Annotated in this window: 15 protein-coding genes; 3 read left to right on the forward strand and 12 right to left on the reverse strand. The window is 59.5% G+C overall.

Going from position 1 to position 14410, the window contains the following annotated elements; genetic code table 11:
• Nucleotides 1–35: 35 nt before the first annotated feature.
• Nucleotides 36–1829, reverse strand: a complete 1794-nt coding sequence (locus A0257_08075) for a hypothetical protein (GenBank protein ID AMR27069.1) — start codon at nucleotides 1827–1829, stop codon at nucleotides 36–38.
• A 169-nt stretch (nucleotides 1830–1998) separates the two neighbouring features.
• On the opposite strand from A0257_08075, the gene A0257_08080 reads away from it, so the two are divergent.
• Nucleotides 1999–3135 carry an N-acetyl-alpha-D-glucosaminyl L-malate synthase BshA gene (locus A0257_08080; GenBank protein ID AMR27070.1) on the forward strand — a complete coding sequence of 379 codons (1137 nt, stop codon included), beginning with the start codon at nucleotides 1999–2001 and terminating at the stop codon, nucleotides 3133–3135.
• 59 nt (nucleotides 3136–3194) lie between these two features.
• Here A0257_08080 and A0257_08085 read toward each other — a convergent pair whose 3' ends face one another.
• Entirely contained in the window at nucleotides 3195–3698 is a 504-nt protein-coding gene (locus tag A0257_08085) for a hypothetical protein (GenBank protein ID AMR27071.1), read from the reverse strand.
• A 96-nt stretch (nucleotides 3699–3794) separates the two neighbouring features.
• Nucleotides 3795–4331 (reverse strand): hypothetical protein, encoded by a 537-nt coding sequence (locus A0257_08090; GenBank protein AMR27072.1) that lies wholly within the window; start codon nucleotides 4329–4331, stop codon nucleotides 3795–3797.
• 194 nt (nucleotides 4332–4525) lie between these two features.
• On the opposite strand from A0257_08090, the gene A0257_08095 reads away from it, so the two are divergent.
• Nucleotides 4526–4873 (forward strand): [Fe-S]-binding protein, encoded by a 348-nt coding sequence (locus A0257_08095; protein ID AMR27073.1) that lies wholly within the window; start codon nucleotides 4526–4528, stop codon nucleotides 4871–4873.
• Nucleotides 4874–4913: 40 nt separating this feature from the next.
• Complete coding sequence (locus A0257_08100) at nucleotides 4914–5102, forward strand: hypothetical protein (GenBank protein AMR27074.1); 189 nt, start codon at nucleotides 4914–4916, stop codon at nucleotides 5100–5102.
• A 59-nt stretch (nucleotides 5103–5161) separates the two neighbouring features.
• Here A0257_08100 and A0257_08105 read toward each other — a convergent pair whose 3' ends face one another.
• The 9 genes from A0257_08105 to A0257_08145 all read right to left on the reverse strand — a co-directional run bounded on the left by A0257_08105 (nucleotide 5162) and on the right by A0257_08145 (nucleotide 14376).
• Complete coding sequence (locus A0257_08105; GenBank protein ID AMR27075.1) at nucleotides 5162–5869, reverse strand: hypothetical protein; 708 nt, start codon at nucleotides 5867–5869, stop codon at nucleotides 5162–5164.
• 355 nt (nucleotides 5870–6224) lie between these two features.
• The gene (locus A0257_08110; protein AMR27076.1) at nucleotides 6225–7115 is read right to left on the reverse strand and encodes an iron-regulated protein; all 891 of its coding nucleotides are present in this window, start codon (nucleotides 7113–7115) and stop codon (nucleotides 6225–6227) included.
• A 139-nt stretch (nucleotides 7116–7254) separates the two neighbouring features.
• Nucleotides 7255–8646: an ABC transporter permease gene (locus A0257_08115; GenBank protein AMR27077.1), complete on the reverse strand. Its 1392-nt coding sequence runs from the start codon at nucleotides 8644–8646 to the stop codon at nucleotides 7255–7257.
• A gap of 4 nt (nucleotides 8647–8650) precedes the next feature.
• A complete protein-coding gene (locus A0257_08120; protein ID AMR27078.1) occupies nucleotides 8651–9613 on the reverse strand; it encodes an ABC transporter ATP-binding protein in 963 nt (320 codons plus the stop codon).
• An 89-nt stretch (nucleotides 9614–9702) separates the two neighbouring features.
• On the reverse strand, nucleotides 9703–10380 hold the full coding sequence (locus A0257_08125; protein ID AMR27079.1) for a hypothetical protein: 678 nt from the start codon (nucleotides 10378–10380) through the stop codon (nucleotides 9703–9705).
• A 20-nt stretch (nucleotides 10381–10400) separates the two neighbouring features.
• Nucleotides 10401–10907: a hypothetical protein gene (locus A0257_08130; protein ID AMR27080.1), complete on the reverse strand. Its 507-nt coding sequence runs from the start codon at nucleotides 10905–10907 to the stop codon at nucleotides 10401–10403.
• Between the two features lie 251 nt (nucleotides 10908–11158).
• Nucleotides 11159–12304 (reverse strand): molecular chaperone DnaJ, encoded by a 1146-nt coding sequence (locus A0257_08135; protein AMR29674.1) that lies wholly within the window; start codon nucleotides 12302–12304, stop codon nucleotides 11159–11161.
• Nucleotides 12305–12454: 150 nt separating this feature from the next.
• On the reverse strand, nucleotides 12455–13006 hold the full coding sequence (locus A0257_08140) for a nucleotide exchange factor GrpE (protein ID AMR29675.1): 552 nt from the start codon (nucleotides 13004–13006) through the stop codon (nucleotides 12455–12457).
• A gap of 374 nt (nucleotides 13007–13380) precedes the next feature.
• Complete coding sequence (locus tag A0257_08145) at nucleotides 13381–14376, reverse strand: GTPase ObgE (protein ID AMR27081.1); 996 nt, start codon at nucleotides 14374–14376, stop codon at nucleotides 13381–13383.
• Nucleotides 14377–14410 lie beyond the last annotated feature (34 nt).

Here is a 14410-nt window from a genome sequence, read left to right on the forward strand (position 1 = left end):
ATGATGAAGCATGACGTTCTTTTTTAGTTAATTTTTCACTTCTGCCTTGCCGCCCAGGCGTCCATTCTTCGCTCCAGCACGGCCAGCGGCATGGCACCATCCAGCAATAATTCGTCATGAAAAGCTCGGAGCGAGAACTTCGGCCCCAGCTGTTTTTCGTAGCGCGTGCGCAGCTCCCGAATCTTGAGCTGGCCGGTTTTGTAGGCCAGCGCCTGGCCGGGCCAGGCCATGTAGCGCTCAATTTCGGCGGTGGCACCCGCCTCGGTGGTGGCCTCGTTGGCCAGCATATATTCAATGGCCTGCTCGCGGGTGAGGCCCTTGGCGTGCATGCCCACGTCCACCACCAGCCGGATGGCGCGGTGCATTTCGGCGCTCAGCGCGCCCAGGTATTGGTAGGGGTCGGTGTACATGCCCAGCTCCTTGCCCAGGCTTTCGCAGTACAGCGCCCAGCCCTCGCTGAAAGCCGAGTAGAACGCAAACCGCTGAAACTTGGGCAGATTGGTATTCTCCTGTTGCAACGACACCTGGAAGTGGTGGCCCGGAATGGCTTCGTGCAAAAACAACGATTCCATGCCCGGCGTCTTAAACTTGGTGGCATCCAGAATGGGCACGTAGAAAATGCCTGGCCGCGAGCCATCGGCCGCGCCGCGATTATACTGCGCGCTGGCCGAAGCCGCCCGAAACGCCTCCGTCTGCCGAATCTCGAAAGCCGTTTTCGGCATGCGGCCAAACAGGGGGGGTAGGCCCGGCTCCACGCGCCCCTGAATGGCCCGAAAGCCATTGAGCACCTCCTCGGGCGTTTTGTAAGGCCGAAATTTAGGGTCGGTGGAAAGCGAAGCCAGCAGCTCGGGCAAGGTGCCGGAGTAGCCAATTTGCTCGCGCACCTGCTCCATTTCACCCTTGATGCGAGCCACTTCCGAGAGGCCGGTCTGATAGATTTCTTCCGGCGTGCGGGTCGTGGTGGTCCAGTACGCCACCGCGGTGAGGTACATATCGGCCCCGCCCGGCACGGCCGCGATGCCGGTGCTGGTGCGGGCGGCGGGCAGGTAGTCATCTTTCAAGAACGCCGCCAGCTTGCGATAAGTCGGCACCAGCTCACCCCGAATAGTGGCCACGTAGGCGGCAGTCAGCCGCTGCTTATCGGCCGCCGAAAACGTGGCCGGCAGCAGCTTGATAGGGCCGTAGAACACGCTCTGCTCGGGCTCGGCCCCGACCAGCGCTTCCAGCTGCGGTATCATCTTCTGCACCAATACCTTGGGCAGCACTACCCCCATCCGCATTCCGTGCCGGAAATCGGCCATCGCGGTGTCGGCCCACGTCGGAAACTGCCGCACGCGGCTCAGCCAATTGTCATAGTCCTGCACCGTTTTGAAGGGTTGCGCGCCCGTGCCCGCGCCCAGCTGCGCCAGCTCGATGGGCAGCCCGCTAAACTGCGTAAACGGCATCGTCCAGGTGGGCTGCGCCAGGTTCCTGAGCCGGCTCGTCATCTCGTACTGAAACACGTCGTAGCTGGTCTGGTCGGCGGCCGTCAGCCGGCTGCGGTCAATGCGGGCCAGCTGGTCGCGGTAGCGCTCATACAGCCGGCGCTGGCTTTGGCGAAAAGCAGCCGTGCCCGAGTTGGGCAGCTGGTCGTTAAAGCGATTATCGCCCTGCGCGGTGGCTTGCAGCGGGTACAGGCGCGCCTGCTCCTCCCAATAATTCGTAAACAGCGCCGCCAGCGGCGAAGAGCCTACTGGCCTGGTCATCGGCGCTTTAGCGCGCGTGGGCTGCGCCAGGGTGGGTAGGGCCAGCCCGGCCAGCAGGCAACCTGCCAGTAGAAAATGCTTCATTAACAAATCAAGAATAAGTAGCAGTCCAAAGCTACGCGGCAGCTTCCGGTTGGCTTGCGATTTCTTTTGCGCGCCTGTTCCGCGTAAAGTCACCAACCGGCTGGGCAAGGTTGCGGCCAAACCTCCGCCGCGTATTCCGGTTAGCCCCTCGCCCCCATACCCTTCTCCCATGAACATCGGCATTGTTTGCTACCCCACCTTTGGTGGCTCCGGCGTGGTCGCCACCGAGCTGGGCAAGGCCCTGGCCCAACGCGGCCACAAGGTCCATTTCATCACCTATAGCCAGCCGGTGCGGCTCGACTTTTTCAACGAAAACGTCTTCTACCACGAGGTGTACGTGCCCACCTACCCCCTCTTTCAGTTTCCGCCCTACGAGTCGGCGCTGGCCAGCAAGATGGTCGATATTGTGCAGAACGAAAAGCTTGACGTACTGCACGTTCACTACGCCATTCCGCACGCCTCAGCCGCCTACTTGGCCAAGCAGATTCTGCATTCGCGCGGCATCACGGTGCCCGTGGTTACGACCCTGCACGGCACCGATATCACGCTCGTGGGCAAAGATGCCAGCTACGAACCAGTGGTCACGTTCAGCATCAACGAGAGCGATGGCGTGACGGCCGTATCGGCCGATTTGCGCCGCGAAACCTACGAGTATTTCCCCGTCGAGCGCAAGATTGAAGTGATTCCCAACTTCATTGATTTGAAGCGCTTTAAGAAGCAGGATAAGAGCCACTTCCGGGCCGCCATCGCGCCCGAGGGTGAGAAACTGCTCATCCACACCAGCAATTTCCGGGCGGTGAAGCGGGTCGAAGACGTGTTGCGCATCTTCTGCGGCGTGCGCAAAGTCATTCCGGCCAAGCTGCTGCTGGTGGGCGACGGCCCCGACCGCTCGCGCATGGAAAAGCTGGCCCGCGACCTCGACTGCCAGCGCGACGTGCGCTTCCTGGGCAAGCTCGAAGCCGTGGAGGAAGTCCTCAGCGTGGGCGACCTGTTCCTGATGCCCTCTGAGAATGAGAGCTTTGGCCTCGCCGCCCTCGAAGCGATGGCCTGCGAAATGCCCGTGGTCAGCACCAACGCCGGCGGCATACCCGAGCTGAACGTCAACAACGTGACCGGCATGCTCAGCAACATCGGCGACATCGACGACATGGTGAAAAACTCGCTCTACGTGCTCGACGACGCCAACCTGCCCCGCTTCAAAGCCGCCGCCCGCGCCCGCGCCGAGGAGTTTGCCGTCGGCAACATCGTGCCGCTCTACGAAGCCTGCTACGAGCGCGCTGCGCAGCTGGCACTAAGTGTGCGGTAAGCTTTAGCTTGCCGTTTTAGCACCTTTTTCCGGCAAGCTAAAGCTTACTCTACAAGCACTTACAGCAAAATATCCGCCACCTCCTGCCAGCCGCGCACGCGGCGGTGGCCAGTTTCATGCGCGTTGTGCGGCGCGTCAAACAGCAGCCCTACCCCCCGAAATCCGTCGAAGTTGTAAGCATTGTCATCAATGAGATAATCGGCGTTGAGAATGCTTTTATCGCCGCAAAACACGAAGTTGCGCCAGGGCAGAAACGGAAAATACTGCCGAAGCCACTGGTATTTATCGAGAAAGGAATTCGGAAATTCCATCGCGGCGGTAGCGACAAACACCTCATATTTCTGCGCCAGTGCCTCGATAACGCGCTGGCTATCTTTGATAACCAGCAAGTCGCGGAAGAAGCCCTCGGCATTGGGGTAGGCGCGCAGGGCGGGTTGGTGCTCGGGCACCACGGCCTCATGCGGGCTCTTGCCACGCAGCGCTGCCAGCGTCAGTTCTACCCGAAAGTCGCGGCCGTACCACTCCTGAAACCGGGCAATGGAGTCGGCCATTACCTCGTCCATATCAATGGCAATTCGTTGCTTAGTCATGCGTTGTAGAACGGAGTGTCACTCCATTCAGGCGGGTAGGGGGAAACGGAGTGGCACTCCGCTTTACGACTAAAACAAGCCCGCCGCCTCGCGCTTCACCACGGCCAGCGCCTGGGCCGTGGGGTCGGCGGCATCAGTCATGAGGCTTTCGAGGATGCGCTTGGCCAGCTCGGTGCCGCGCAGCTGGGTAGGGTTTTGGAGGCCGTGAAAGGCGCGGTTCACCATCGTCAGCACGTCTTCCTTGGCCTGCTTCACCTGGGCCCAGGCTTCGGGGCTCATGTAGAGCTGCTGCGAAAAATTGTGCTCAAACTCGTTGCGGATTTCCTGCTGCAAGAGGCGGTGGTAGTCGGCCGCGTTCTGGCCGGCGCTGCTCAGGCGCACCAAAATATTGCTGGGCGCGATGCGCTCCAGCAGCAGCGTGACGCGCTCATAAGCTTGCAGGCGCAGGGGCAGGGTAGTTTTGCTGCTGTCGAGCCGCAATTCGATGAGCCGGCGCTGCTGGTCTTTTTCTAAGTGTTGACGAAAAAGCAAATAGATGGCCCCGGCCACGATGAGCGCGGGCAGAATAGTCTTGAGTAAGTCAAAGAAATAAGTGGTCGCGTCCATAAAATAGGAGAAAAGGCTATAGCTTGCCGTGAAACTACGGTAGCGCCGGATTTTATGGCCCTTTCGCGCCGCAAAACCCTACCCCCACCCGCCCGCGTGAACCGCTGCCTACCCTACCCTGTTAGCAGGAGCGGCCCACCCGGTGGCCGGCGTATATTTGCCTTATCTACATTCATTCTAAACTCGCTCCAGTCATGGCTACTACCACGCTAGCTCCACCTATCGGCCTCACTCCCCGCGCTTTAGTGGAGGTTAAAAATATTATTCAGGAGAAAAGCGTGCCCGCCGACTACGGCCTGCGCATTGGCGTGCAGGGCGGCGGCTGCTCGGGCATGAGCTACTTGCTGGGTTTCGACAAGGCCAAGGACCAGGACGAAGTGTACGACCTCGACGGCGTGCAGCTCATCATGGATAAAAAGCACGCCATGTACGTGCTGGGCATGGAGGTTGATTTTCAGGATGGCCTCAACGCCCGCGGCTTCATCTTCAACAACCCCCAGGCCAAGAGCACCTGCGGCTGCGGCTCGTCGTTTTCGGCGTAGTCCCTACCCCATCTCCCCAGCCCCAAGCCCACGCAAAGCTATGGATATCAAGTATCTCTCCGATGCCAAGGGCAACATCACGGGGGTTTTTATTCCTATTGAGGAGTGGCAACGCCTGCAAAAGCAATACAACATTGAGGAGGCCGGCCCCGCCGACTCGGGCAAGCAGCTGCGCCAGCAGCTGACCGGTGCCCTGGAACGCCTCAAGCCCGACGACTCAGAGGATTAGCTGCCATTTTGACGCTATGTAAAGCCCGGTTCTGCCGGGCTTTTTCGTGCCCTACCCCCCTACTTTGGTTCCGAAGCGCGCGCCAGCACGTGCGCCGCCGAGCCCCGCCAGTAAGGACCGATGTCGCCCCAGGTGGCGCGCAGCTCGCCGAATTGCCGGGTATAGAGCACGTGCAGGCCCCACACCCAGCCCACCGACCCGACCCAGCCCGCCAGCACATCGGAGGGGTAATGCACGCCCAGGTACAGACGCGACCAACCCATGCCCAGCGCCCACGCGCAGCCCAGCACCACGGCCACCCGGCGCCAGCGCGTGCCCCACAGCAGCACGATACCAGCCGCGGCCAGCGCGGCTGCCGCCATTGAGTGCCCGCTCGGGAAGCTGTAGGAAGTGAGTGGCGTGAGCGATACCCAGAGGTTGGGGCGGGTGCGCGCCAGCAGGTATTTGGCGGCCAGGTTCAGCAGCTCGGCACCCACCACGGCCAGGCTGAAAAACCCGAACGCCCGCCGCTGCCCCGCCAGCCCCAGCCCCAGCGCAATGCTGCCGGCCAGCACCGACCCGCCCACGGGGCCACCCAGGCGGGCCAGCGCCAGGGCCACCACATCCTGGGCTGGGCTGGCGTGGGCGTGCAAAAACTCCAGGATGCCGCGGTCGCCGGGCAGGCCCTCGCCCTCCCACACCTCGCGGGCCAGCCGCACGAAAATGAACCAAGGCAGCACCAGCCCTGCGAATAAGCCGAGCAGCAGCGGCCGGTGGCGTTGCCACACAGCCCGGATTACAAACAAAAAACGATGAAAAAGCATAAGGAAGGCCGATGAATTGCTCCCGCATACGGCCCGCGCCCACCGTAGTTGAGGCCTAGTCAATCTGTGCCTTAACCTCAGATTATGCTCAGAATTCCACTACTCTGGACACGGCGCTGAGCGATTGCCACTGGTTCGGGCCGGCGCTTCGGGAGCCGCGTGCTGGATGCGCTCAGGGGCGATGGTTAGTAGCGCGAACTTTCCAGTTCGCGCGCGCGCGCCAGCGAGCAGGCATAGCCACGCGGCGCGGACGATGATGCTTGCTGGCGCAGTAGCGCGAACTAGAAAGTTCGCGCTACTGCGCCCCTGGCCCGAGTACTCAGTAAGTTTTGGTCATGTCGTCGGGCACTACTAGTATATAGTCGGCCAAGTCAACATTCTCCTTGTTCAGCTGCTGCAACTGGCTCTGGGTTAACATGCTGATAGTTTTGATGCGCAAGGCTGGCTTGCCCGCCCGCAGGTAGGCCACGATGCCATCGTGGTGGTCGGAGTGATACGAGCCATTCAGGTGCAGCAGCGTTTGGCCGGGGCCGAGGCTGCGCCGGATGTAGGCGGCCATCGTGGCATCTTTCAGCGCCTGTGCCTGAATAATGTTGCGCGCCCCGCCGCCGCCGTGGGCCGAAGCGTCGCCACCAAACATGGCGGCCATATTCTTGTAGCCCGGCAGCTCGTAATCAACTGGCAGGGGTAGGGGCGCGAAGTACGCCTTTTCCTCGGCGGGCAGCTGGTCGAGAGCCGCGAGGGAGCCGCGCGCTACCTGCTGGGCGTAGCGGCGCGGCACGTTGGTGCCAATGATTGGCACCTGCGCGGCGCGCGCCCATTGCAGCAGCGGCCGGTAGTCGGTGGCATAGTTGGGCCAGGGCCGGCTCTGGCGCTCAAAGGCCGAGTCGGGCAGCGTGCCGGCGGCGTACTGCGCCACCAGCGGCTGCACGTCGCGCTCAAACATCTCCAGGCCCAGCACCAGCTTGCCGGGGCCTTTCAGCCGAGCTAAATCCTTGGCCACCTGCAGTTCCAGCCAGTGCGCGATGGGGTCGTTGTGCTGCTCACCAAAGAGCACCACGTCGGCCTGCGCCAACTGGCTGAGCATCTGGTCATAGTCGGCGGGCTGGCCCTGGGCGGTGAAGAGGCGGTAAGCCGGCCGGTCGCCGGCCGGCGCGAAGGCCAGCAGGGGTAGCAGCAGGAGGAAAATCAGTTTTTGTAGCATATTCATTTGTCATTGCGAACACGACGAAGTGAAGCGCGGCAATCCTTCCTGCACGTCGGGGTTGCTACCACAACGCAATAGGAAAGATTGCCGCGCTTCGCTTCGTTGCGTTCGCAATGACAAACGCTTAGGCATGGCTCCTTGTTTATTCCTTATAAAACATCCACTTCGACAACTCTCTATACGTCACCTTCTTGCCATACATCAAAATCCCTACCCGGTAGATGCGGGCCGCTACCCACACCGTGCCCACGAAGCCCACGATAAGCAGCCCAATGGAGAGCGCCAGCTGCCACGCCGGCACTCCAAATGGCAGCCGAATAACCATTGCCACCGGCGAGGTAAAAGGTATCATCGACATCCAGAAAGCCACCGGCCCGTCGGGGTTGCGCAGAATGACCGTGAAGCCTACGATGTAGCTCAGAATGAGTGGCATCGTGATGGGAAGCATAAACTGCTGGGTATCGGTCTGGTCGTCCACGGCCGCGCCCACGGCCCCAAACAGCGCGCTGTAGAGCAGGTAGCCGCCCAGGAAGTAGGCGATAAAGCCAAAAACAATCGTCCAGATTGGAATATTGAGCTTGTGCACCATCTCAACCAGGCCGCCAACGGCTCCGGCACGCTTGGCGGGGTTCATCTGCTCGGCCGAGGCGGCGGCTCCGTCAGCCAGTGGCGACGAGCTGGCCGACGGCCCCGCGGCGGCTGGGCCAGCCGGGGTAGTGGTAACTACCTCCGTTTTAGTGGTTTTGTCGCTCAGCAGCAGCGGCACTACCACTGCGGTAGCGCCCCACGAGAGCAAGCCCCACAGCAAAAACTGCGTGAGGCCGACCCCCGCGATGCCCACGATTTTGCCCATCATCAGGTCAAATGGCTTCACCGCCGACAGCATTACTTCCATCACGCGGCTCGACTTCTCCTCCCCTACCCCCCGCATTACCTGCACGCCATAGAGGAAGATGAAAAAATAGATGAGCACGGCCAGCGCCGAGGCGATGCTGGTGGTTACGCCCGAGTTGCTGTCCTTTTCCTTACCCGCCTCATCCACGCTTACCGAGTTGAGCGGCACCTTGGCCCGCAGCTGGTCAAGCTGGGTCTGGGTTAAGCCCGACTTCTGCATTTTCAGCTCGGCAAAGGCATTGGTGAGGGCCGTTTGCACCCGGCTTTCCTTGTTGAGGCTGATGTTGCCTTTGCCAAAAAACTGCACGCCCTGGGGGTCGTTCTGGCTCAGGCCGGCGGGTAGGTAGAGCAGGCCAGCGTGTTTTTCCTTCTGAAAATTCTGCTTCGCCGTAGTCAGCGAGCTTTCTACGGGCAGGAATTGCAGCTGCGGCGTCGATACCAAATGGCTGGCGATGTTCAGGCCGCTGTCGTCGCGCACATCAATGATGTCAGTCGTCTCATCCGACTGCGCAATTTTGGCAACGAACAGCCCGAAGCCGGCAAAGAGCAGCGGCACGAGCAGCGTAAGCACCACAAACGCCCGCTTAGTTACGCGGGTCAGGTATTCGCGCTGGGCAACGAGTAAGAATTTGGAGGCCATAGGTTTAGAGTAAAGCGTTGGCGGTTTCGTTCAGGGTCTCGGGCATAGTTTCGCGCACGCGCCGGATAAAAATCTCGTTGATGCTCGGAATCTGCTCGCGGAAAGCTTGTATTTGCACCTGCCCCAGCAGGAAGCGCAGCAGGTCGTTGGGGGTAGTGCCGGCGTGCAGCTGAATGCGGGCGTAAAAATGGCTGTTTTCGCGCTCCCGCTGCTCCACCACCTCAAAATCGGGGTGGGCTACGATGAGCTGCCCTTGCCCTTCGACCTCGTAAGTATTGGTTTTGAACTGGTTGCGGATGACGCTCACCGGCCCGTCGAGCACCTTGCGCGAGCGATTGATGAGGGCGATGCTGTCGCACATCTCCTCCACCGATTCCATGCGGTGGGTTGAAAAGATAATGGTCGCGCCCTCGTCGCGCAGCCGCAGAATCTCGTCCTTAATCAGGTTGGCATTTATGGGGTCGAAGCCCGAAAACGGCTCATCGAGGATAATCAGGCTGGGCTCGTGCAACACGGTAGCAATAAATTGCACCTTCTGCTGCATGCCCTTGCTGAGGTCTTCCACGTTTTTTTCGGCCCAGGCCTTGAGGTCAAAGCGGTCGAGCCAGCTTTTGATGCGCTGCACGGCATCGGTGCGGGATAGGCCGCGCAGCTGGGCCAGGTACAGCAGCTGTTTGCCCACTTTCATCTTTTTATACAACCCCCGCTCCTCGGGCAGGTAGCCAATCTGGCCAATGTGGCTCGGGTTCAGCCGCTCCCCGCGAAACAGAATTTCGCCCGAGTCGGCCCCTGTTATCTGGGTAATGATGCGAATGAGCGAAGTTTTGCCCGCGCCGTTGGGCCCGAGCAGCCCAAAGATGCTGCCTTCGGGCACGACCAGGCTCACGCCATCGAGGGCAGTGTGGGCAGCGTACTGCTTATGCACGTCGCGGGCTTCCAGAATGGGCCGGGGGGTAGGGCTTCGCATAAAAAGAAGGGGGTAGGGTGGTAATGTAAATGTAGTAGCCATCAGTGGCGAACGGCAAGCCCGGTTTCTCAAACCGTTGAAAGCGGCCCCTAACCGGTAAAATCGGGCCCTGAGCTGGCGTTGGTCAGAGGCTCGTTGTCATCCAACTCGTGCAATTGCCCTTCAAGCCGGTCGAGGTGCTGGCCGTAGAGGCGCTGAAGGTTCCAACGGGTTACTGGCACTACCAGCACTTGCATTAGCCCACCAGCTGCGAGCACTATGACTACGAGTAGTAGCAGCCGGCCCCATTGCAACTGTTCGTTGTGCGCTAGTTCTTGGCCGATACGAACCAGTTCCCGACCGAGTGGTAGGCCGAGCACTGTCAACATAGTAATCGGCACCATACCCAACGTCAGGCGGTAATTGAAGCGCAATAGCTGCCGAAGTCCAGCGCAAAGTAGTCCCAGGTGACTGCGCACGTTGCCAGTCGTTTCGGTCATTTGACGCAATACATCCAGAACCCGATAGTAATAGTACAACAGCCCTAGAGCAAGGAGCAACGTTAAGTAAGGAAGTAAACCAAGTTCTGGCACATAAGGTAAAAACCCGATTGTGAATGCGGCTACTACTACCATCAGGGCCATTTCCCAGTGTGCGCTACGGCGCATTTTTTCTACTACCCCTCCCCGTTGGCGGGTCAGCAAGGCACCTAACTGAGCAGGCGTAAACTTTGCCGAAGCTGCCGGCTCGGGCTGCTGCCACTGGCGGCGCAGGTCATCAAGTTCCATAATTAATCAGTTCTAAAAATTTAAGCACGAACCAGTTGGCGGCGCAGCTTTTCCTGCACCCGGTGCATCTTCACGCGCACGTTGTTCTGGGTAATACCCAGGATATCGGCCATCTCGTCATACGGCCGGTCTTCCAGATACAGGAGCACGAAAGCTTTGTCCACGTCCGAAAGCCGGTCGATGGCGCGGTAGAGCGCGGCCGTTTCTTCGGGCTCGTAGAGGTTGCTTTCAACGGGCTGGGCCAGGTGCCAGGCTTCGTCCTCCACGCTGACCGAAGCCGGCCGACGCGTGCGCTGGCGCAGGTTGGAGATGGCCACGTTTAGGGCAATGCGGTAGAGCCAGGTGCTGAGCTTGGCATCGGGCTGGGGCACGTAGCGCGGCCAGGCCCGCCACAGTTGCAGCACGATTTCCTGGAACAAGTCCTGCCGGTCGTCGGCGTCCTGGCAGTAGAGCCGGCACACGCGCCGCACCAGTGGCTGGTAGTCATGCAGGGTAGCCAGAAAATCAGCAGAAGGGGCGGCGCTCATGCGAGTAAAGGTGTTTCGGGAAGGTATATCGCCGGAGTCACTCGCGCATTACTTGTCTAAACCACGGATTCGACGGATTTTTTGGATTAGTCGGATTTCGTGGACGATAAGTATTACCAGGGCTGCTTCAGCGGTCGCCAGCCCGACTTGCTAAAACAGAAAAGGCCACCCGCTGGGGTGGCCTTTTCTGTTTCTACGTCCACAAAATCCGATTAATCCAAAAAATCCGTCGAATCCGTGGTTCAGATAATTTATTGGAAGTACTCCTTTACCTTCTCAAAAAAGCCTTTCTCATTCTTGCCGGGATGCGGCGTGAAGTTGTCCGACTCGCGCAGCTTTTCCAGGATTTCGCGCTCCTGACTGCTCACGTTCTTGGGCGTCCACACATTCAGATGAATGAGCTGGTCGCCGCGGCCGTAGCCGTTCAGGTCCTTAATACCCTTGCCGCGCAAGCGCAGGATTTTGCCCGGCTGAGTGCCGGGGTCCACCTTTATTTTGACCTTGCCCTCAATGGTAGGCACCTCCAGGTTCGCGCCCAGCGCCGCATCCATAAAGGAGATATACTGCTCAAACATGATGTTGTTGCCATCGCGCTTGAGAAATTCGTGCGGCTCTTCCTCAATCTGGATGAGCAAATCGCCAGGCACGCCGCCGCGCTCGGGAAAATTACCTTTCCCGCTCATGCTCAGCTGCATATCGTTGGCGACGCCGGCTGGAATGTTGATGGGAATGACTTCCTCATGCAGCTGGCGGCCTTCGCCCTTACACACGTCGCAGGCTGTGCTTATTGTTTTGCCTTCGCCGTGGCAGGTAGGGCACGTGCTGGCGCTCACCATCTGACCGAGCATCGTGTTCACCACGCGCTTAGTCTGGCCGGTGCCCTGGCAGGTGGCGCAGGTTTTGAGCTCGGTGCCGTTTTTGGCACCGGTGCCGCTGCACGGCTGGCAGGCCACGTAGCGCTTCACCTTGATTTTTTTCTCGACGCCGTTGGCGACTTCCTCCAAATCAAGCTTCAGCTTGATGCGCAGGTTGGAGCCTTTCTTCACGCGCCGGCCGCCCTGGCCGCGCCCGCCGCCGAAGAAGCCTTCGAAGCCCCCGCCGCCGCCACCAAAAATATCGCCGAACTGCGAGAAAATATCCTCCATGTTCTGCGCGTGGCCGCTGCCGCCGCCGCCCTGGTGGCCAAACCGGTCGTAGCGCGCCCGCTTGTCGCCGTCGCTCAGTATCTCGTAGGCCTCCGCGGCTTCCTTAAACTTGTCCTCGGCCGTGGGGTCGTCGGGATTTTTATCAGGATGATACTTGATAGCCATTTTGCGGTAGGCCGACTTGATAACGTCACCTTCCGCATTTTTTGCTATCCCTAATACTTCGTAATAATCGCGCTTTACGGTTGCCATTGCTGCAAATATTTTATCATAATTGAACGTCATGCTGAGCTTGTCGAAGCATCTCACTTGGGTCGTTGGGATTACTACCCCGAGCGACCCAAGCGAGATGCTTCGACAAGCTCAGCATGACGTTCTTGACTTTTTGTTACTTCTTATTACTTATTGTCCCAGTACCACCTTGGCGTGCCGGATAACCTTATCGCCTAAGTAGTAGCCTTTTTCAATCTCATCAACAATCTTGCCGCGCAAATCGTCGCTGGGCGCCGGAATCTGCGTGATGGCCTCGTGCAACTCGGCATCGAAGTCGCCGCCTTTGGTATCCATCGGCACCAAGCCCTTCTGCTGCAAGGTTTTATTAAGCTTAGTGTAGGTGATATCGAGCGCGTTTTGCAGCGCGGCCGGGTCCTGGGTGCCGTGCGTATGCTGCCGGGCGCGGTCAAAGTCATCGAGCACGGGCAGCAAGGCCACCATCAACTCCTGGTTAGCGGTTTTGAAAAGGTCGGTGCGCTCCTTGGCGGTGCGGCGCTTGTAGTTCTCAAACTCGGCGGCCAGGCGCAAGTATTTGTCTTTCAGCTCGGCCAGGTCAGCTTCGGCGCGGGTAGTGCCCTCGCTGGCACCAGCGTCGGGGGTAGTAGCGTCGGTGGCAAGGTCTTGCTCGCCGGCAGTGTGCTCGGCGGTGCTATCGGTTAGTGGCTGGTCGTCAGGATTCATATGATTATCGTCGGTCATTTTCTGGAAAAAATGGCGCAATCGGCTAGTGAAAGGAGTTCCCATAGGGGTACTGCTTCGGGCGCAAGGAGTTTGCCAAAGACAGCGAGGCTGCCAGTTTGGCACTTAACAGGGCTTACGCAAAAGACGGCTGTCATTGCGAGCAGCGCGAAGCAATCGCACTAAAACGATACTCACGCCAGTCGAGCATCCGTCACTCTGAAGCCATTGCCGCGCTCCTTTCCCAATGACAGCTGTCTTTTGCATAAGTCCTAACCTAATAAGAACAACAAAGAATTTCCTCTGTTATAAATCAGGTTCCATCTTGGCAGCCGTTTAGTATATCATTATGAACCCATCCGTAACGCAGAACTAATCTACTCGTGTAGAGCGCCCCAAATCATATCCTTCAGCGGCTGGATATTTTTGTTGGTCAGGCTGGAGATAAACACCGTGGGCGGCATATCGGGGGGTAGGGAAGCGAGCAGGTCGGCTTCCAACTCCTCATCGAGCATATCGGATTTGGTGATGGCCAGCAGGCGCTTTTTGTCCAGCAGGTCGGGGTTGTGCTGCTCCAGTTCGTTGAGCAGCACCTTGTATTCGGCGGCGATGTCTTTGCTGTCGCAACTCACCATAAAGAGCAGCATGGAGTTGCGCTCGATGTGGCGCAGGAAGCGCGTACCCAGGCCCTTACCCTCGGCCGCGCCCTCGATGATGCCGGGAATATCAGCCATCACAAACGACCGGAAATCGCGGTAGGCCACCACGCCCAGGTTGGGCACCAGCGTAGTAAAAGCGTAATCCGCAATCTTGGGCTTGGCCGCCGAAACCACTGATAGCAAGGTACTTTTGCCGGCGTTGGGGAAGCCCACGAGGCCTACGTCGGCCAGCAGCTTCAGCTCCAGAATCACCTGCTCCTCCACGGCAGGCTCGCCGGGCTGGGCGTACTGCGGCGCTTGGTTAGTGGAGGTTTTGAAGTGGTCGTTGCCAAGGCCGCCGCGCCCGCCGGGGGTAAGGATGCGGCGCTCGCCCTCCTGAGTGATTTCGAGCTTTATCTCGCCGGTTTCGGCGTCGCGGGCCACCGTGCCGAGCGGTACTTGGATGACGATATCTTCGCCCTGTGCGCCGGAGCGCAGGTTGCCGCCGCCGCCCTCTCCATCCTGGGCAAAAAGGTGCTTGCGGTATTGCAGGTGCAGCAGCGTCCAGAGTTGCGTGCTGCCTTCCAAGATAATGTGGCCGCCCCTACCCCCGTCGCCGCCGTCGGGGCCGCCGTTGGGCAGGCCCTTGGCCCGGAAGAAGTGGTGCGAGCCCGCGCCGCCCTTGCCCGAGCGGCAGTTAATTTTTACGTAGTCGATGAAATTATTATTAGCCACGGAAGGGGTAAGTAAAAAGGTATAGAAGATGAAG

Origin of the sequence: Hymenobacter psoromatis, assembly GCA_001596155.1 — a bacterium.
In the GTDB taxonomy this organism is placed as follows: Bacteria; Bacteroidota; Bacteroidia; order Cytophagales; family Hymenobacteraceae; genus Hymenobacter.

Excerpts from the sequence above, each read along its gene's own strand:
- A0257_08140 (AMR29675.1), bottom strand. The coding sequence starts at position 13,006 with ATGAATCCTGACGACCAGCCACTAACCGATAGCACCGCCGAGCACACT.
- A0257_08120 (AMR27078.1), bottom strand. The coding sequence starts at position 9,613 with ATGCGAAGCCCTACCCCCCGGCCCATTCTGGAAGCCCGCGACGTGCAT.
- A0257_08100 (AMR27074.1), top strand. The coding sequence starts at position 4,914 with ATGGATATCAAGTATCTCTCCGATGCCAAGGGCAACATCACGGGGGTT.
- A0257_08085 (AMR27071.1), bottom strand. The coding sequence starts at position 3,698 with ATGGACGAGGTAATGGCCGACTCCATTGCCCGGTTTCAGGAGTGGTAC.
- A0257_08095 (AMR27073.1), top strand. The coding sequence starts at position 4,526 with ATGGCTACTACCACGCTAGCTCCACCTATCGGCCTCACTCCCCGCGCT.
- A0257_08130 (AMR27080.1), bottom strand. The coding sequence starts at position 10,907 with ATGAGCGCCGCCCCTTCTGCTGATTTTCTGGCTACCCTGCATGACTAC.
- A0257_08135 (AMR29674.1), bottom strand. The coding sequence starts at position 12,304 with ATGGCAACCGTAAAGCGCGATTATTACGAAGTATTAGGGATAGCAAAA.
- A0257_08080 (AMR27070.1), top strand. The coding sequence starts at position 1,999 with ATGAACATCGGCATTGTTTGCTACCCCACCTTTGGTGGCTCCGGCGTG.
- A0257_08110 (AMR27076.1), bottom strand. The coding sequence starts at position 7,115 with ATGAATATGCTACAAAAACTGATTTTCCTCCTGCTGCTACCCCTGCTG.
- A0257_08075 (AMR27069.1), bottom strand. The coding sequence starts at position 1,829 with ATGAAGCATTTTCTACTGGCAGGTTGCCTGCTGGCCGGGCTGGCCCTA.
- A0257_08090 (AMR27072.1), bottom strand. The coding sequence starts at position 4,331 with ATGGACGCGACCACTTATTTCTTTGACTTACTCAAGACTATTCTGCCC.
- A0257_08125 (AMR27079.1), bottom strand. The coding sequence starts at position 10,380 with ATGGAACTTGATGACCTGCGCCGCCAGTGGCAGCAGCCCGAGCCGGCA.
- A0257_08115 (AMR27077.1), bottom strand. The coding sequence starts at position 8,646 with ATGGCCTCCAAATTCTTACTCGTTGCCCAGCGCGAATACCTGACCCGC.